Origin of the sequence: Trinickia diaoshuihuensis, assembly GCF_003390925.1 — a bacterium.
Lineage (GTDB): Bacteria > Pseudomonadota > Gammaproteobacteria > Burkholderiales > Burkholderiaceae > Trinickia > Trinickia diaoshuihuensis.
On sequence record NZ_QUBS01000027.1, the window covers coordinates 44,930 to 62,678 of the forward strand.

17 protein-coding genes are annotated in these 17,749 nt (G+C 66.2%); 9 read left to right on the forward strand and 8 right to left on the reverse strand.

Annotation, left to right across the window (positions count from 1 at the left end; genetic code table 11):
- The first annotated feature begins 45 nt into the window (after positions 1–45).
- Genes DXT59_RS08305 through DXT59_RS08315 form a run of 3 tightly spaced genes read left to right on the forward strand, consistent with a single transcriptional unit; the run spans position 46 to position 3,885 of the window.
- Positions 46–1,392: a sodium:proton antiporter gene (locus DXT59_RS08305; RefSeq protein WP_420823379.1), complete on the forward strand. Its 1,347-nt coding sequence runs from the start codon at positions 46–48 to the stop codon at positions 1,390–1,392.
- A gap of 16 nt (positions 1,393–1,408) precedes the next feature.
- Positions 1,409–2,398, forward strand: a complete 990-nt coding sequence (locus DXT59_RS08310; RefSeq protein WP_116136432.1) for a 2-hydroxyacid dehydrogenase — start codon at positions 1,409–1,411, stop codon at positions 2,396–2,398.
- A complete protein-coding gene (locus tag DXT59_RS08315; RefSeq protein ID WP_116136433.1) occupies positions 2,395–3,885 on the forward strand; it encodes a DNA recombination protein RmuC in 1,491 nt (496 codons plus the stop codon). The genes DXT59_RS08310 and DXT59_RS08315 overlap by 4 nt, the downstream gene beginning before the upstream one ends.
- Before the next feature lie 88 nt (positions 3,886–3,973).
- Here the strand turns inward: DXT59_RS08315 and DXT59_RS08320 are convergent, their stop codons facing one another.
- The 6 genes from DXT59_RS08320 to DXT59_RS08345 all read right to left on the reverse strand — a co-directional run bounded on the left by DXT59_RS08320 (position 3,974) and on the right by DXT59_RS08345 (position 11,260).
- Complete coding sequence (locus tag DXT59_RS08320) at positions 3,974–4,456, reverse strand: GNAT family N-acetyltransferase (RefSeq protein ID WP_116136434.1); 483 nt, start codon at positions 4,454–4,456, stop codon at positions 3,974–3,976.
- Between the two features lie 3 nt (positions 4,457–4,459).
- The gene (locus DXT59_RS08325) at positions 4,460–4,738 is read right to left on the reverse strand and encodes a hypothetical protein (protein WP_116136435.1); all 279 of its coding nucleotides are present in this window, start codon (positions 4,736–4,738) and stop codon (positions 4,460–4,462) included.
- 77 nt (positions 4,739–4,815) lie between these two features.
- Positions 4,816–6,108 (reverse strand): molybdopterin molybdotransferase MoeA, encoded by a 1,293-nt coding sequence (gene moeA / locus DXT59_RS08330; protein WP_116136436.1) that lies wholly within the window; start codon positions 6,106–6,108, stop codon positions 4,816–4,818.
- A gap of 75 nt (positions 6,109–6,183) precedes the next feature.
- Positions 6,184–6,828 (reverse strand): molybdenum cofactor guanylyltransferase MobA, encoded by a 645-nt coding sequence (mobA, locus tag DXT59_RS08335; protein ID WP_116136437.1) that lies wholly within the window; start codon positions 6,826–6,828, stop codon positions 6,184–6,186.
- 16 nt (positions 6,829–6,844) lie between these two features.
- Complete coding sequence (gene moaA / locus DXT59_RS08340; RefSeq protein ID WP_116136438.1) at positions 6,845–7,951, reverse strand: GTP 3',8-cyclase MoaA; 1,107 nt, start codon at positions 7,949–7,951, stop codon at positions 6,845–6,847.
- Between the two features lie 192 nt (positions 7,952–8,143).
- Complete coding sequence (locus DXT59_RS08345) at positions 8,144–11,260, reverse strand: Rne/Rng family ribonuclease (protein WP_116136439.1); 3,117 nt, start codon at positions 11,258–11,260, stop codon at positions 8,144–8,146.
- Between the two features lie 733 nt (positions 11,261–11,993).
- On the opposite strand from DXT59_RS08345, the gene DXT59_RS08350 reads away from it, so the two are divergent.
- Genes DXT59_RS08350 through DXT59_RS08365 form a run of 4 tightly spaced genes read left to right on the forward strand, consistent with a single transcriptional unit; the run spans position 11,994 to position 15,113 of the window.
- Entirely contained in the window at positions 11,994–13,025 is a 1,032-nt protein-coding gene (locus DXT59_RS08350; protein WP_116136440.1) for an RluA family pseudouridine synthase, read from the forward strand.
- Positions 13,006–13,665 (forward strand): HAD-IIIA family hydrolase, encoded by a 660-nt coding sequence (locus DXT59_RS08355; RefSeq protein ID WP_116136441.1) that lies wholly within the window; start codon positions 13,006–13,008, stop codon positions 13,663–13,665. Before DXT59_RS08350 ends, DXT59_RS08355 begins: the two co-directional genes overlap by 20 nt.
- The gene (locus DXT59_RS08360; protein ID WP_116136442.1) at positions 13,662–14,066 is read left to right on the forward strand and encodes a Rieske (2Fe-2S) protein; all 405 of its coding nucleotides are present in this window, start codon (positions 13,662–13,664) and stop codon (positions 14,064–14,066) included. The genes DXT59_RS08355 and DXT59_RS08360 overlap by 4 nt, the downstream gene beginning before the upstream one ends.
- 42 nt (positions 14,067–14,108) lie before the next feature.
- The gene (locus tag DXT59_RS08365) at positions 14,109–15,113 is read left to right on the forward strand and encodes a S49 family peptidase (protein WP_116136443.1); all 1,005 of its coding nucleotides are present in this window, start codon (positions 14,109–14,111) and stop codon (positions 15,111–15,113) included.
- A gap of 43 nt (positions 15,114–15,156) precedes the next feature.
- Here the strand turns inward: DXT59_RS08365 and DXT59_RS08370 are convergent, their stop codons facing one another.
- Complete coding sequence (locus tag DXT59_RS08370; RefSeq protein WP_116136444.1) at positions 15,157–15,879, reverse strand: SAM-dependent methyltransferase; 723 nt, start codon at positions 15,877–15,879, stop codon at positions 15,157–15,159.
- The gene (locus tag DXT59_RS08375) at positions 15,876–16,496 is read right to left on the reverse strand and encodes a Maf-like protein (protein WP_116136445.1); all 621 of its coding nucleotides are present in this window, start codon (positions 16,494–16,496) and stop codon (positions 15,876–15,878) included. The genes DXT59_RS08370 and DXT59_RS08375 overlap by 4 nt, the downstream gene beginning before the upstream one ends.
- A gap of 272 nt (positions 16,497–16,768) precedes the next feature.
- Between DXT59_RS08375 and DXT59_RS08380 the strand changes: the two genes are divergently transcribed.
- Positions 16,769–17,440: a YceD family protein gene (locus DXT59_RS08380; RefSeq protein WP_116136446.1), complete on the forward strand. Its 672-nt coding sequence runs from the start codon at positions 16,769–16,771 to the stop codon at positions 17,438–17,440.
- Between the two features lie 98 nt (positions 17,441–17,538).
- Entirely contained in the window at positions 17,539–17,718 is a 180-nt protein-coding gene (rpmF, locus tag DXT59_RS08385) for a 50S ribosomal protein L32 (RefSeq protein WP_010105341.1), read from the forward strand.
- Positions 17,719–17,749: the final 31 nt, after the last annotated feature.

The window sequence follows — 17,749 nt, forward strand, 5'->3', positions numbered from 1 at the left end:
ATTGCGGGGTGGTCCTCGTGCGCGTCGGCCGCGGCAGCCAAAGCGATGCCTGACGGCGCACAGCTCGGACCGGCCTGGGCCATGCCGTTCGCGGGCATCTTGCTGTCCATCGCGCTCGTTCCGTTGATCGCGCCGGTGTTCTGGCATCGTCATTTCGGAAAGATCGCGGCCGCGTGGGCCGTCGCCTTTCTCATACCGTTCGGATATGCGTTCGGGACGGGCGCCGCTGTCCATGCGCTCGCTCACGCGATCGTGGCCGAATACGTGCCGTTCATCGTCTTGCTGACGGCGCTCTATACGGTGGCAGGGGGTATCTGCGTGCGCGGCGCGCTGCACGGCTCGCCGCGCGTGAACGCGGCGCTGCTCGCGCTCGGCACCGCGCTCGCGAGCATCATGGGCACGACAGGCGCCGCGATGTTGCTGATCCGGCCGCTGCTGCGCGCGAACGACCACCGCCGGCACGTCGCGCATGTTTTCGTATTCTTCATTTTTCTCGTCGCCAACGCGGGGGGCTCGCTGTCGCCGCTCGGCGATCCGCCGTTGTTCCTCGGCTTCTTGAACGGCGTGAGTTTCTTTTGGACGACGCGCCATCTCGCATTGCCGATGCTCTTTATTTGCTTCGTGCTGCTGGCCGTGTTTTATGCGCTCGATTCCTACTACTACCGGCGCCCCGGCGAGGAGCGCCAAGCGAGCCTCGATCCATCGCCCGATTCGATCGGTATCGCGATCGAGGGCAAACGCAATCTCCTACTGCTCGCGCTCGTCATCGGCCTCGTGTTGATGAGCGGGCTGTGGAAGCCGGGCATCGTGTTCGACGTGGCCGGAACGCCGCTCGCACTGCAAGACGCGGTGCGCGACGCGGCGCTCGTCGCGGTCACGCTCGTCTCGCTCGCCGTCACGCCGCGTACGGCGCGTACGGGCAACGCGTTCAACTGGGCGCCGATGCAAGAGGTGGCCAAGATTTTCGGTGCGATCTTCGTCACCATCGCACCCGTGGTCATGATGCTGCGGGCGGGCGAACACGGTGCGTTCGCGCAAGTGTTGCATCTCGTGACAGGCGCCGACGGCCGCCCGATCGACGCGATGTATTTCTGGGCGACGGGTATCCTGTCGTCGTTTCTCGACAATGCGCCGACCTATCTCGTCTTCTTCAACCTTGTCGGCGGCGATGCGCAGATGTTGATGACGGCGGGGGCTACGACGCTCGCGGCCATCTCGGCCGGGGCCGTGTTCATGGGCGCGAACAGTTATATCGGTAACGCGCCGAACTTCATGGTCAAGGCGATCGCCGAATCGCGCGGCGTTCGCATGCCGAGTTTTTTCGGTTATCTCGGCTGGTCGGGTGCCGTGCTGGTTCCGGTGTTCCTGCTGACGACCTGGCTGTTTTTTTAGACCGCGGAGACACTTCATGCAAAAGATCCTGGTCACGTGTCCGATCTTTCCCGATGTCGTCGAACGCCTCCGGCAGTATTTCGACGTCGACTGGAACGATGGACCCGCACTTGCGCCCGCCGAGCTGGCGCGCCGCCTCGCCGACAAGGACGGCGCGTTGACTGCCGGCGATCCGATCGGTGCGGCCATGTTCGCGGCCGCGCCGCGCCTGCGCGCGGTCGCGAACATGGCCGTGGGTTACAACAACTTCGATATCGACGCGTTCAACGCCGCCAACGTCATTGCCACGAATACGCCCGACGTGCTGAACGAGGCGACGGCCGATTTCGGTTGGGCGTTGATGATGGCGGCGGCGCGGCGTGTCGGCGAAAGCGAGCATTGGCTAAGGGCCGGCAAGTGGGGCGCTTGGCGCTACGACGGCTTTCTCGGCGCCGACGTTTATGGCTCGACGCTGGGCATCATCGGGATGGGGCGTATCGGGCAGGCGCTCGCACGCCGGGCGCGCGGATTTTCCATGCGCGTCGTCTATCACAATCGTTCGCGCGTGGCGCCGCAGATCGAGGCCGAACTCGGCGCCGAATATCGATCGAAGCAGGACCTGCTGCGCGAAGCCGATCACGTGGTCCTCGTCGTGCCTTACAGCGCGCAAAGCCATCACACGATCGGCGCGGCCGAACTCGCGTTGATGAAGCCGAGCGCGACGCTGACGAACATCGCGCGCGGCGGGATCGTCGACGACGCGGCCCTGGCCGATGCGTTGCACGAGCGGCGCATTGCAAGCGCGGGGCTCGACGTCTTCGAGGGCGAGCCCCGCGTGCATCCGCGGCTGTTGACGGCGCCGAGCGTGGTGCTCACGCCGCATATCGCGAGCGCCACGGAATCCACGCGCCGCGCGATGGCCAATCTGGCGGCCGACAATCTCATCGCCGCACTGAACGAAGGGCCTCGCGCGGGCCGGCCGCCGAACCCGATCAACCCCGAAGTACTAGGACGCACGCGTTCATGACGACCATTCTCATTGCGGCGCTTGCCTGCGCCGTCGTAGTGCTGGCCATCGCCCTGGCGCTGGCGCTCAAAAGCGCGAGCCGCGCCAATGATCGCGCCGCGTTCGCCGAGCTCGGCCAATGCATCGAAACGGCAGGACAAACGCAGGTCCGCGCCTACGAGCGGCTCGAACGCGAACTGCGCGGCGAACTCGCCGAAACGTCGCGGCTTTCGCGCGCCGAGCTAGGCGGCGGCTTCGCGCAATTTCAGCAGACGCTCGCCGCGCAATTGACGAGCGTTGCGACGGTCCAAAATCAACAGATCGACGGTTTCGCCAAGCGTCTCGCCCAACTGACCGAAACGAACGCCACGCAACTCGATGCGATGCGCGACACCTTGCAGCGGCACGCGCACGAATCGCGCGACGAGCAGGCGTCCGCGCTCAAGCGCTTCGGCGATACGCTCGCGCAGCAACTCGCGCAGCTCGTCGAGGCGAACGATCGCCGCTTCGCCGAAGTGCGCGCCACGCTCGAGGCGAGACTCAAGGACATCGAAGCGAACAACGCGACGAAACTCGAGGAGATGCGTCGCACCGTCGACGAGAAGCTGCACGCGACGCTCGAGCAGCGCCTTGGCGAATCGTTCAAGCTCGTCTCGGATCGGCTCGAGCAAGTGCACCGCGGCCTCGGCGAAATGCAGTCGCTGGCGGCCGGGGTGGGCGATCTGAAGAAGGTGCTGACGAACGTCAAGACGCGCGGCACCTGGGGCGAAGTGCAACTCGAATCATTGCTCGAACAGGTCCTCACGCCCGATCAGTACGCGAAGAACGTGGCGACGGTACCGAAGAGCACGGAGCGGGTGGAATTCGCGATCAAGTTGCCCGGCCGGCACGAAGGCGCGGGCGGGCAGGGCGCGGCGGCGCCAGTGTGGCTGCCGATCGATGCGAAGTTTCCGCGCGAGGACTACGAGCGCCTCATCGATGCGCAGGACCGCGCCGATCCGGCGGCGGTCGAGGAGGCCTCGCGTGCGCTCGAAGCGCGAGTGCGCGGCGAGGCACGCACGATCGCCGAAAAGTACGTGGCGCCGCCGCATACGACCGATTTCGCACTGCTGTTCTTGCCGACCGAGGGCCTGTACGCCGAAGTACTGCGCCGCCCCGGCCTCACCGACCAATTGCAGCGCGACTATCGCGTCACGATCGCCGGGCCCACGACGTTGACGGCGCTCTTGAATAGCTTGCAGATGGGTTTCCGCACGCTTGCGATCGAGAAACGCTCGAGCGAAGTCTGGCAAGTGCTCGGTGCCGTGAAGACGGAATTCGGCAAGTTCGGCGATGTGCTGGCCAAAACGAAATCCCAGCTCGAGACGGTGACGCGTTCGATCGAGGCGGCCGAACGGCGCACGCGCGTCATGAACACGAAGCTCAAGGAAGTGGAGGCGTTGCCCGGCGAACAAACGGAAGGGTTGCTCGGCGATGCCTATGCGAGCTTGCAGGAGCCGGATGCCTAGGTGGCCGGAGCCGACAAGGCGCGGGGCGGCGCGGGCGCCAGCCCGCGAGCGTTTATGCGCTCGTGCCGCCGAACGCGATGGATGCAGCTCAGGCCGCCGCGGCTAGTTGCCGCAAGGCGTCGTCGGTCACGCGGACGATGCGCCAATCGGGCATCACGGTCGCCCCCATCTTCGTATAGAAATCGATCGCGGGCTGATTCCAATCGAGGACCGACCACTCGAAGCGTCCGCATTGACGCTCGACGGCGATCGCGGCGACGCGCCGCAACAGCCTGGTGCCGAGCCCGCTGCCGCGCAGCGCCGGCTGCACGTAGAGATCTTCGAGATAGAGGCCTCGGCGGCCCAGGAACGTCGAGAAGTTTTGGAAATACAGCGCGTATCCGACGATGTTCCCTTCCCGTTCGGCGACGAGCGCTTCAGCGGCCGGATGCGGGCCGAACAGCGCATCGCCGAGCGACTCCTCGGTGGCCACGAACAGATGCGTGAGCTTTTCATATTCGGCCAGCTCGCGCATGAGACCGAGCATGCCACTCACGTCGAGCGGCGTGGCCTGGCGAATGATCTCGGGCATGTCTTAGGCCTCTTCCGGAACGTCGGACAAGACGACTTCAATCCCGCCGAAGCGCTGGGCAACCCAGTTATAGACATGGCAGGCGATCCAAAGCAGGACGAAGCCGAGGATCGCATTGAGCAGCACGGCGCTGAAAAAGATCGTTCCCGTCTCGGCCGATCCTTGGCGGAAATAGGCCACGAGCGTGCCCAGCAAGACGATCGGCGTACTGAAAATGACGTAGACGAGGATGAGCGCCTTCGCGGTCTGTCCCGGCGCGATCGAAAGAATTTGTTTTTTCATGGGTCCAAGCCTCGTTTGAGACGGTGTCCTGTTCGGAAAACTTGCTGCTGATGTTGTGCGCGGCTCTGATGAGCCTGCTAAATAAGCCCTTCGAAGGGCATGATCTCGACGTTCTCGCCTGCCGGCACGTCGCCTTGGTCGTGCGCCAGCACGATGAAGCAGTTCGCCTCGCTCATCGAGCTGAGCACCCCCGAACTTTGCGAGCGAGTGGGCGCCACGCTCCAGCGCCCCGCCGCGTCGCGTGTCGCGACCGCCCGTAGAAATTCCGTGCGTCCGGGCCGCTTTTTGATCGCCGCGCTGCTCGCGGCGGCAAATTGTAGCGGTCCCGGCGCGATTGCGCCCGACATTACGACGAGCGCCTCGCGCACGAACTGATAGAACGAAACCATCACGGCGACGGGATTGCCGGGCAACCCGAAGTAGAGGGCGCTGCGGCTGCCCGCCGCGCGCCCGTCCGGCCACAAGCGGCCGAAGGCAAGCGGCCGCCCGGGCCGCATGGCAAGCTGCCAGAACGCCACGTCGCCGAACGTTGCCGTCATGCGGGCGGTGAGGTCGGCATCGCCCACCGACACGCCGCCCGAGGTCAATACGACGTCGGCGCTGCCGGCGGCGGCGCGCAGCGCGGCCTCGATCGTCTCGGGCTCATCGCGCACGACGCCGAGATCGAGCGCCTCGATGTCCAGGCGCGCGAGCATGGCGTGCAGCGTATAGCGATTGCTGTCGTACACGGCGCCGGTATCGAGCGGTTCGCCGATCGAACGCAATTCGTCACCGGTCGAGAAGAACGCCACCCGCACGCGCCGGCGTACCGCCACTTCGGCCACGCCGAGCGACGCGAGCAGACCGAGGTCGGCGGGGCGGATGATGCGGCCGGATTTGAGCGCGGGGCGTCCACGCGCGAGGTCTTCGCCGGCGCGGCGGCAGTTCGCCCCGGGGACGATCGCTTGCGCATCGAAGGTGACGCTCGAGCCGGTGCGGGTCGCGAATTCCTGCGGCACGACCGTATCGCAGCCGGCCGGCATCGGCGCGCCTGTCATGATGCGGACGCATTCGAGAGCGCCGCAGGACCGCTCGAACGGATGTCCGGCGCGGGCCTCGCCCGCCACGGCGAGGGCGAACGGCGCTTGGCGAGGGTGCGTGCCGTATGCGAATGCGTAGCCGTCCATCGCGGCGTTATCGTGCGCGGGTACGTCGATGGGCGAGACGATGTCTCGCGCCAGTACGCGGCCCAGTGCCGCGCGTAGCGCCACGTGCTCCGTCGTTTCGACGGGAGTGAGTGCACTTCGGATGATCGTGCGTGCCGCATCGACCGGCAGCGGATTCGCTGTCGCCGAGGAGGAGGGGCCGGAGGTGTCTTTCGGAATCGTCATCGAAGAGAGGGCGCGGCGCGCGACGCCGGGAACGAGGGCAGTTGCGGCGCCCGCCGGGCGGGCCTCATGCCCCGTTTATCTATCGCGCTCCAGGCGAGCGGCGATCGTTCGCTCGAGAGCTGCCAGCTCATGCAAAGAGTTGGCATTGTAAAACGCGTGCTCGTCCTGAAAGGGCACTTCGACGTGCCTGTGGCGTGCGTACCACGTACGCACCTTGCGTTCGCCGGCGTCGAGGTAGGCGGCCAAATCCGCGGCGAGCGTCGTGCGCACGAGCGCGACGACCGGGTGCAGGGCAACGCGTCCCGCCGGGTCCACCGTGCTCGCGACGGCGATATCGGCATGCTCGGCGTCGAGTGCGTCAAGGAGCCGCACGGCGAGATCCGCGGGCAAGCAGGGCGTGTCGCAAGGCGCGCATAGGACGAACTCGGTGGCGCTCGCGCGCAGACCGGCAAGCAGGCCCGCCAGCGGCCCCGGAAAATCGCCCGATGCATCGGTGACGACCCGCGCATTATGGGGCGCCCCGATCCGTTGGTAGCCGTCGAGATGGCGATTTGCGCTGATCAGCAGGCTATCGACCTGCGCGGCGAGGCGCTTGACGACGTGCGCCGCCAACGGTTCGCCCGCGAGCGATTGCAGGCCTTTATCGAGGCCGCCCATGCGGGTGCCGCGGCCACCGGCCAGCACGAGACCGGTAATGCGGCTGCGCGAGCGAGGATCCATCGCGGCGGGTGCGGCGTCAGCCGCCGATGTACGACATCTCGACGCGTGGCTGGCCGGCCGACGTCGAATCGGTGGCGCTGCCGCGCAACAGGGAATAACGGTCGTCGCGCGCTTGCCAAATATGGCCGATCGCGGTTGCGACCGCCTCGTCGCTGGCGCCGCCGCGCACGAGCGCGCGCAGGTCATGGCCCGACGATGCGAACAAGCAGAGGTAGAGCTTGCCTTCCGTCGAGAGCCGGGCGCGCGTGCAGGTACCGCAAAACGCGCGCGTGACGCTCGAGATGACGCCGATTTCGCCGCTGCCGTCCGCGTAACCCCAGCGCTGCGCCGTTTCCGCGGGCGTATGCGCTTCGAGCGGGACGAGCGGAAAGTGCTCGCCGATGCGGGCAACGACGTCGGCCGACGGCAGCACCTCGGTCATATTCCATCCGTTCGACGTGCCGACGTCCATGTATTCGATGAAGCGCAGAATCGTGCCCGAGCCCTTGAAGTGGCGGGCCATCGGCAAGATTTCCCCATCGTTCGTTCCGCGTTTGACGACCATGTTGACCTTGATCGGCGCGAGCCCGGCGGCTTGGGCGGCGGCGATGCCGTCCAGCACCGCGCCGGGCGCGAAATCGGCGTCGTTCATACGTTTGAAAAGCATGTCGTCAAGGGCGTCGAGGCTGACGGTGACGCGGGACAATCCGGCGTCGCGCAGCGACCGGGCCTTGCGGGCGAGCAGCGAGCCATTCGTCGTCAGCGTGAGATCGAGCGGGCGGCCCTCGGGGGTCGTCAATGCGGCCAGGCGCTCGATAAGCCATTCGATGTTCTTGCGAAGCAAGGGCTCGCCGCCCGTGAGCCGGATCTTCTCGACGCCGTGCGCGACGAAGATCCGTGCCAGCCGCTCGATTTCCTCGAAGGTCAACAGCGCGCTATGCGGCAAGAACGGATAGTCGTTGCCGAACACGGCGCGCGGCATGCAGTAGACGCAACGGAAGTTGCAGCGATCGGTGACGGAAATACGCAGATCGCGCAGCGGCCGTGACAGCGCATCGGCTAGCGTCCCGCTCGCAGCGAGCGGCGCGCCGGCGACATGGGGTATCGCGCTGACGTCGGCGACGGGAATGATGCGACGGGACATGATGAGGCGAAAAACGAGCAGGAGCCCATTCTAGCCGAACGCCGCGCCGCATGCGGTCTTGGCCCCCGCGACGGCGAGGATAAAGGCTCACCAAGTGATGCATGTCGATAAGACGGACGAAAAAAAGCCCGCCACGGGGGCGGGCTCGTCGCGCTGCCGGGCGCGGGTGCGCCCTTGGCTGCGAGTTCGGACTTAGGCGTCCTTGCGCGTCTCCACTTGCTGCATCGGCGACGGGTCGATCGGCGGCAGCGGCTTGCGCTCGCGCACCACCCGTTGCGGGGCCGGTGCTTGCGCGGCGGCTTCCTGCGCGGCGCGCAGCTTGTCCGCGTCGGTATTGACCCAGACGAGACCGGCCGATTCGAGCATGGGCCGCAATTCCGCGGCGGCGAGGCCGTTCGCGCGCGGGCTCGGCGTTGCCGCGGCTTCGACTGCCGCGGGCCGCTGCACGATTTCCGTCACGGCGCTGGCGGCTTCGGCAGGCGCCGACGCCGCGCCGGCAACGGGCTCCGCCGATACCACGGGCGTGGGCTCGACGACCTGCGCGGGCGCGGGCACCGCTTCGACGATACGCGCAATGGCCGATTCCGGCTCGGCCGCGAGCGGCGCCGGTGCGGCAGGCGCTGCGGGGACGGCGGGCGGAAGCTCGACCGGCACGTTGCCGGATTCGCTCGGCGCCGGCGCGGCAGCGGCGACGGCCGGTGCTTCGGAAGCGATTTCGGGCGCAGCTTCCGGCCGAATCTCGGGCAGCGGCGCGGCGATCGACTCACGCGTCGGGACCGGGCTCGTCACACCTTGCTCGGCTACCGGTGCGCGTTGCGCCGCGGCTTGCGTTTCAGCCTGCGCCGGTGCAATCGTTTCGACGGCATGCACGACAGGTGCGGGTGCCTCGTCCGTCGCGGCTTGCGGCGGGACCGCAGCCGCGGCGCCTTCGGCTTCGGCCACATCGGCCGCGAGCGTGGCGTTCACGCCTTCTTCCTCACGCTCGCGACGGCCACCGCGACGGCCGCGGCGGCGGCGACGGCGTTCCTCGCCGTCGCGCGCGGCGCCTTCCAGCTCGGGGGCCGGGACGCCGGCAGCAACGGCGCTTTCCGTCGCCTGCACTTCGGCTTCCACGTTCACCTCGGGCTGCTGCTTGCGGCGTTCGCCGCGTTCCGCGCGCTCCTGACGCTCACCGCGTTCCGGGCGTTCGCCGCGCTCCGCACGTTCTTGCCGCTCGCCGCGGTCCTGGCGCTCGGCACGTTCCGCGCGTTCGGGACGCTCCGCGCGTTCCACGCGTTCGGCGCGTTCACCGCGCTCGCGACGTTCGCCGCGTACGGCGGTTTCGGCCGCTTCGTTGCGCTCTTGGCCGCGTTCTTGCCGCTCCCGGCCCTCGCGCGGTTCACGCTGTTCGCGCGCGGGACGTTGCGACGGTTGCTGACCAGTGCGGCCGCCCACGGCCGATTCCGCGCGTGCCGCGCCTTCACGGCCGCCAGCGCCGCGACGGTTGCGGTTATTGCGATCGCCTCCTCGTTCGGTGCGTTCGCCGCGTGCCGGACGCACCGGCTGAGCGGGTTCGGGCGCCGGGGCCGGGGCCTGCGGTTGTCCGCCGAACAGGCTCTTGATCCAGCCGAAGAACCCGCCGGTAGGCGCCTGCGCGGCGGCGGCCGGCGCGACGGCCGGTTGCACGCGCACCGGTGCGCTAGGCGCGGGCCGCTCGGGCGTGATGCCCTTGACGGCCGCCTCTTGCTTCGGTTTCACATCTTCGCTGCGCTTGCTGTAGGCCGTTTCGGACTCGAGCTCGCGGGCGGCTTCCTCGGCCATCTTCCACGAAGCGCGCGGTTCGTCGAGGCGCGCATCGTCGTGACGCAGGCGCTCGAGCTTGTAGTGCGGCGTGTCGAGATGCTTGTTCGGGATGAGTACGACGCCGACCTTGAAACGCGACTCGATCTTATTGATTTCCTGACGCTTTTCGTTGAGCAGGAAGGCCGTGACTTCGACGGGCACCTGGCAGTGGATCGCCGCGGTGTTCTCCTTCATCGCCTCTTCTTGGATGATCCGCAGCACTTGCAGGGCGGACGATTCCGTATCGCGGATGTGGCCCGTGCCGTTGCAGCGCGGGCAGGTGACGTGGCTGCCTTCGGACAAGGCGGGGCGCAGACGCTGGCGCGAGAGCTCCATCAGGCCGAAGCGCGAGATCTTGCCCATCTGGACGCGCGCTCGGTCGTGCTTGAGCGCATCTTTCAGGCGCTGTTCGACTTCGCGCTGGCTCTTGGCCGATTCCATGTCGATGAAATCGATCACGATCAGGCCGCCGAGGTCGCGCAGGCGCAGTTGGCGGGCGACTTCATCGGCCGCCTCGAGGTTCGTGCGCGTGGCCGTTTCCTCGATGTCCGCGCCCTTCGTGGCGCGCGCCGAGTTCACGTCGATCGCGACGAGCGCTTCGGTGTGATCGATCACGATCGCGCCGCCCGAGGGCAGCGGTACCGTACGCGAGTACGCCGTTTCGATCTGATGCTCGATCTGGAAGCGGGAAAAGAGGGGCACGTCGTCGTGATACCGCTTCACTTTGCCGACGTTGTCGGGCATCACGATATCCATGAAGGCGCGCGCCTGATCATGGATTTCCGTGGTGTCGATGAGGATTTCGCCGATATCGGGCTGGAAGTAGTCGCGGATCGCCCGGATGACGAGGCTCGATTCCAGATAGATCAGCATCGGCTGGCCGCTTTGGCCGCTTTGCGAGGCCGCCTCGATGGCGCGCCACAACTGCATCAGGTAGTTCAAATCCCACTGCAGCTCTTCGGCGCTGCGGCCTATGCCGGCCGTGCGCGCGATGATGCTCATGCCGTCGGGCAATTGCAGTTGGGACATCGTTTCGCGCAGTTCTTGGCGATCGTCGCCTTCGATCCGGCGCGAGACGCCGCCGCCGCGCGGGTTGTTGGGCATCAAAACGAGGTAGCGGCCGGCGAGCGAGATAAACGTCGTCAGCGCCGCGCCCTTGTTGCCGCGCTCTTCCTTTTCGACTTGGACGATGAGCTCTTGACCCTCGCGCAAGGCGTCTTGAATGCGCGCGGAGCGCATGTCGACGCCTTCCTTGAAGTACTGGCGGGCCACTTCCTTGAACGGCAAGAAGCCGTGGCGGTCTTCCCCGTAGTTCACGAAGCACGCTTCGAGCGACGGCTCGATACGCGTCACGATCCCTTTGTAGATGTTGCCTTTGCGCTGTTCGCGACCGGCGGTTTCGATGTCGATGTCGATGAGTTTTTGCCCATCGACGATGGCGACGCGCAGCTCTTCCTGCTGCGTCGCGTTGAACAACATGCGTTTCATTGAACGGCTCCAGAGCGGCGTCGCCATGCGAGCCCGGCCGGCGTCAAGCCGGCCAGGCGGCGCACGATGAGGCGCGTCGCGTCTTTATTGTGTTTTCACAAGCACGCGGGAGCGGGAACGATGGCGGGGAGAATTGCCTGAGAGGACTCGCGTCTGGCCGATGAGGGCCGCAAGCCGCATGGGCGCATGCGAACACGGCTTCAAATAACGGCGCGGCACGAAGGCGTGTGCCGAGCGCCCGGGCGATCCTCGCGACAATCCGGCGCACCGTTCGATGCCAGTGCCGGACCGGGGAAAGCTGCACCGCGTGTGGCGGCGCAAAGCCCGATGCATGCTCGACCGCCACGCGGGCGTGTCTCGCCAATTTTTGACGTCGCCGTGCGTCCCGCTTCACGCGGAACGCATAGGGGCGCTCGCCGTAGGTTTCGCAATCGGGAGCCTGGTTTCGCTCGAAAACCGCGCGTGACGACCAGGCTCACCAGATGAATTCTTTTTTACCAAAATTCCGTTACCGTCGGCGCCGACCGGACCGAACGCGCCTATGGGCGACGTCCCTGCCGCGATGGATGCCGTGCGTGCAACTCGTTGCTTCTCGATTCAGGGCGAGCAACCGGCCCTTGGGTGCAGCCAAGCAAGTAAAATAACAGGTTCTTGCTTCTCCCTGCACAATCCGGGCGGGAAGCCGCGAAAAAATGCGCGGCACGCACGGATGGCTGGGCAAATTATATTCAGAATGAATGAGTTAGGCAAAACATCCCAGAATTCGGTCGCACCCGACCAGGTCTCGATGATACAGGTGGACGACGCGGTCGCCGGGCAGCGCATCGACAATTTTTTGTTGCGTGTCTGTAAGGGCGTGCCGAAAAGCCACATCTACCGGATCTTGCGCAGCGGGGAAGTGAGGGTTAACAAGCGTCGAGTCGATGCCAAATACCGCCTCGAGCCCGGGGACGTCGTACGCGTCCCGCCGATACGCGTGGCGCAAGCCGAGGCGTTCGACGCGGCGCTCTCGGTGCCGGCTCCGCCGGCCAATTTCGAGATTCTGTTCGAAGACGAGTACATGCTGGCGATCAACAAGCCCGCCGGCGTGGCCGTTCACGGCGGCAGCGGGATCGCGTTCGGGGTGATCGAGCAGATGCGCGAGGCGCGACCGCTCGGCAAATTCCTCGAACTCGTCCACCGCCTCGATCGGGAGACATCCGGCGTCTTGCTGCTCGCGAAAAAGCGCGCGGCGCTCGTCGGTTTGCACGAGCAGATCCGCGAGAACAAGATGGACAAGCGCTACTACGCGTGCGCGCACGGCCAATGGCAGAGCGATTGGGGGCGGCGGCGCGCGGTCAAGGAGCCGCTTTACAAGTACCTGACGCCCGAGGGCGAGCGGCGCGTGCGCGTGCAGCCCGACGGCTCGCCGTCGCACACGGTGTTCAATCTGGTGGAGCGCTGGCCGCAATACGTCCTGCTCGAAGCCGAACTGAAGACGGGGCGCACCCACCAGATCCGCGTTCACCTGGCGCATTTGGGGTTGCCGATCGTCGGCGACGCGAAATATGGCGATTTCGCGTTGAATAAGGCGCTGGCGCGCGCGAATGCGCGCCCCTCGCTGAAGCGGATGTTCCTGCACGCGTACCGATTGCGGCTGACGCATCCGATCACCGGCGAGCCGATGGAGCTTGCCGCCCCGCTGCCGGACGAGTGCCGGCGCTTCCTCGATCAACTCACCGACCTGCGCAACGAGACGCAACCCGATGCCCCGACAGCAATTTGACCTCATTGTCTTCGACTGGGACGGCACGCTAATGGATTCGACGGCGCATATCGCGCGCAGTATCCAAGCCGCGTGCCGCGATCTCGGCCTGCCCGTGCCCGCCGACGAGGCCGCGCGCTACGTCATCGGCCTCGGGCTGCGCGACGCGCTGCAAATCGCGGCGCCCACGCTCGATCCGGCCGACTACCCGCGTCTGGCCGAGCGCTATCGCTTCCACTATCTGATCAAGGATGCGCAAACGGAACTGTTTACCGGTGTGCGCGAATTGCTCGACGAACTGCGCGGGCAAGGTTATCTGCTTGCCGTGGCCACCGGCAAGAGCCGCGTCGGCCTGAACCGCGCGCTCGACGAAGTGCGGCTCACGAGTGTCTTCGACGGTACGCGCTGCGCCGACGAAACGTTCTCGAAGCCGCATCCGGCGATGCTGCACGAACTCACGCGCGAGCTCGGCCAGGATCTGGAACGAACGGTGATGATCGGGGACACCACCCACGATTTGCAGATGGCGACCAATGCGGGCGCGGCGGGCGTGGCCGTCACCTACGGCGCCCATCCGGTCGATGCGCTCGTCAAGCTCGAGCCGCGTTTCGTTGCCGACAGCGTCGCCGCGCTCGGCGATTGGCTGCGGGAGCACGCATGAGCGCGGGCGGCCAGGCGCCGGTGCGCGTGTGCGCGGCAGCCGAGCTCGTCGATGGCGGACCGGGCGTGCGGCGCGCGGCGCGCTATCTCGATGGCGACGCCGTCGTTTTCTTCATCCGCTACGACGGCAAGGCGTACGGCTATCTGAACCGGTGCGCCCACGTGCCGATGGAGCTCGATTGGGTCGAGGGCCAGTTCTTCGAATCGTCAGGCTTATACTTGATGTGCGCGACTCACGGCGCGATTTATGCTCCCGATTCGGGGCGTTGCGTCGGCGGCCCGTGCCGCGGGGCCCGGCTGCGGCCGGTCGAGGTCGAGGAGCGCGAGACCCCCGAGGGCCGCGCGGTCTTTTGGTTGCCGGACGCCGACTTGCGCAGCGTGCCCGATGACGTCGCGTCGTGACGCCGTGCGCTTACTTTCAATAGAACGAACAACAGAGAACACATGGCCGATCAACACACGCCCGAATCGCAGCAGCCCCTGGAGCCGCCGCGCCAGCCGACCGACGCCGCGCGCGAGCCGAATTGGGAGCGCGCCGCGCTCGAGCGGATCGCCCTCGCCGCGATCAACGAGCAAAGGTCGGCGCGGCGCTGGAAGATCTTTTTCCGTTTCGCGTTTCTTGCCGTCTTACTATTGATCGTCGGCGGGATATTCACCGCGTCGCACGAGAAGCCGGTGGCGACCGGGCGTCATACCGCGCTCGTCTCGCTCGAGGGCGAGATCGCCGCCGACAAGAATGCGAACGCGAAGGATATCGACCGCTCGCTGCGGCGCGCATTCGCCGATGCCGATTCGGCGGGCGTCATTCTCTATATCAATAGTCCCGGCGGCTCACCGGTCCAAGCCGGCATCATCAACGCGGAAATCCGGCGCCTGCGCGCCAAGTATCCCGCTAAGCCGCTGTATGTCGTCGTGGGCGATATGTGCGCATCGGGCGGCTATTACGTTGCCGCCGCGGCCGACAAGATCTACGTGGATCACGCCAGCATCGTCGGCTCGATCGGCGTGCTTATGGACGGCTTCGGTTTCACGGGGCTCATGGATAAGCTCGGCGTTCAACGCCGGCTGCATACGTCGGGCGCGAACAAGGGCTTTTTCGACCCGTTCTCCCCCGAGACGCCGGCGATGGACGCGCACGCGCAGGCCATGCTCGACGAGATTCATCAGCAATTCATCGATGCGGTTCGGCAAGGGCGCGGCAAGCGCCTGCACGAAACGCCCGACATCTTCTCGGGACTGTTCTGGACGGGCCAAAAGAGCGTCGAGCTCGGTCTGGCCGACGGTTTCGGCGATACGGGCTACGTGGCGCGCGAAGTCGTCAAGGCCCCCGACATCATCGACTACACGGAAAAAGAAAGCATTTCCGACCGCATCGCCCGCAAGTTCGGCGCGGCGGTGGGCGAGGGCGCCGTGCACGCGCTCGTGCTCGGCGGCTTGAAACTGCGCTGACGCGCGGAGCGGCGCTCTACATGACGCGCCGCCACCCGCGATTTTAGTTGGCGAGCATGAGGAAGATGGCCGGGCGCTTATGCATGTCGAATGCGCCGGCATGCTTTTTCCAGTCGCCGGCGGTTCGCGTCGCGATGCGTTCGGATTCGAGCGTTAGGTCGACGGCCGCCGTGATCCACGTCGACGGCGCGCAAGTCGCGACGAGCGCGTCGAGCAGGGCGCGATTCCGATAGGGCGTTTCGATAAATATCTGCGTCTCGCGCCCCTTGCGCGAGCGTTGTTCGAGTTCGCGCAGCGTTTTGGTGCGCTCGCCGGCATCGACGGGCAGATAGCCGTGGAACGCGAAACGTTGACCGTCGAGTCCCGAGGCCATCAATGCGAGCAAGATCGAGCTCGGGCCGACGAGCGGCACGACTTTGACGCCGCGCTCGTGCGCGCGCCGCACGAGCAGCGCGCCGGGATCGGCAACGGCCGGGCAACCGGCTTCCGACACGAGGCCGCCGTCGGCGCCGGCCAAGATCGGCGCGAGCAGCCGCTCGATGTCGGCGGCCGGCGTGTTCACGTTCAGCTCGCGAATCTCGATTTCCTGGATCGGGCGCGCCACCCCCACGCGTTTCAGAAACGCACGCGTGCTCTTGGCGTTCTCGCCGACGAAGTAACCGAGCGAGGCGGCGCGAGCGAGCACGCTGGCGGGCAGCACCGTCGCGAGCGCGTCGGCGTCACCGTCGCCGAGCGCATTCGGAATCAAATAAAGTACGCCGCTCATTGCGCACCCGCGAACAAGGGATAGCCGGTTTCGCGCAGCATCCGCGTGAGCGCGATCAGCGGCAGGCCGACGAGCGCGGTCGGGTCATCGGATTCGATCGACTCCAGCAGGGCGATGCCGAGGCCCTCCGATTTCGCGCTGCCCGCCACGTCGTAGGGCGTTTCGGCCCGTAAATAGGCTTCGAGGTCGGCATCGGGCAAATCGCGAAAGCGCACGCGCGTGACGACGTCTTCCGTGCGCGCCGTGTCGCGCGCGCTATCGAATAGGGAAAGTGCGCTATGGAACTGCACGACGCGGCCGCGCATCATCCGCAGTTGTTCGAGCGCCTTTTCATGGGTGCCCGGCTTGCCGATTTGCAGGCCGTCGAACGTGGCGACTTGATCGGACCCGATCACGAGTAGAGGTTCCGCCGCCGCCTCGCGGGCCGCGACGGCGCGCGCCTTTGCTTGTGCGAGCCGCAGCGCGGTCGCCGCGGGCGTTTCGCCCGCGAGCGGCGTTTCGTCGAGCGCCGGAACGCAGACGTCGAAGGGGATGCGCAAGCGTTCGAGCAAGGCGCGGCGATAGGGCGAGCTGGAGGCGAGGATCAGCCGAGGCGGCCGGGCGGTGGAATCGTGCATGGTTCGTTGAGCGGAACGGGCCGGAGGCGAGCCGCCGTGCCTGTTCGGTTGATCTTTAAGTGATTGACTGCAAAAGGTAAATCAAATATACTCTTCGGCTTTTCACGGTGTCCGATAAGTCTCTGGCTCAATAATCTAACTGGCTGGTTAATAAGCTAGTTAAGTAAGCTAGTAGCGTAGCGGCCACCGTGGGCACGAAGTCAAGCAGAAGCAGATGTCAGGTTGCGAGCGAGTACCGATGGGTCGGTGCCGCGCGGAGCGAGGAGCGAATCATGTCCCAACATTCCGGTAAGGCTGGCGGGCTCATCGATCCGCATGCGTTCGATGTCTTCGAATTTGCGCGTAGCGGTCGCCAGGCCGCCGGCGCCGTGCGCGTCTCGCAGTTGCCGCGCATGTTAAACGAAGTCCCGGCGGACGCGCCAGATCGCGACACGCTGTTTACGTGGCAAGCCGAGGGCTCGACGCAGCCCGAGTTGCAAGATGACGGCACCGAGGCCCCGCAGCCGTATTTGCGGCTCGCGCTGCACGGGGCGGCCTGGCTCGAATGCCAGCGGTGCCTCTCGCCGTACGAGCAGTCGTTCGATATCGAGGCGACGTACCGGCTCGTGGCCACCGAAGAGCAAGCCGAAGAGTTCCCGCTCGACGAAGACGAACTCGACGTGATCGTGGGTTCGCGCCAATTCGATCTCGTCGCGCTCATCGAGGAAGAGTTGTTGCTGTCGCTGCCGCTCGTGCCGAAGCATGACGTCTGCCCGCAGGTGCACGAGAGCCTCGTCTCGGGTGCGGCCGGCGAGCATGCGAGCGATCTGAGCGAAGTCGAGAGCGATAGCGAGGATCCGACGTCCGGCGCTGCCGAGCAGGGCGACGCGGACAAGCCCAATCCTTTTGCCGCACTCGAGGCGCTCAAGCGCGGCGGCGAGGACGAGGGCGGCAAGAAGCATTGAGCCGTTGCGCGAGTCGCGCCGCGGCTCGCCGGCCGGTCGGCGACTGGTATTAAGCCGATCGGGCTGTGTTAGAATCCCGAAAATTTTTAGGAGTTACCATGGCAGTCCAGCAAAACAAGAAGTCGCCGTCGAAGCGCGGCATGCACCGCTCGCACGATTTCCTGACGACGACGCCGCTCGCCGTCGAGCCGAGCACGGGTGAAGTGCATATGCGTCACCACATCAGCCCGAACGGCTACTACCGCGGCAAGAAAGTCGTTAAGACGAAGAACGACTAATCGCGTCGGCGCGCGGCGTTCGCCAACAGGC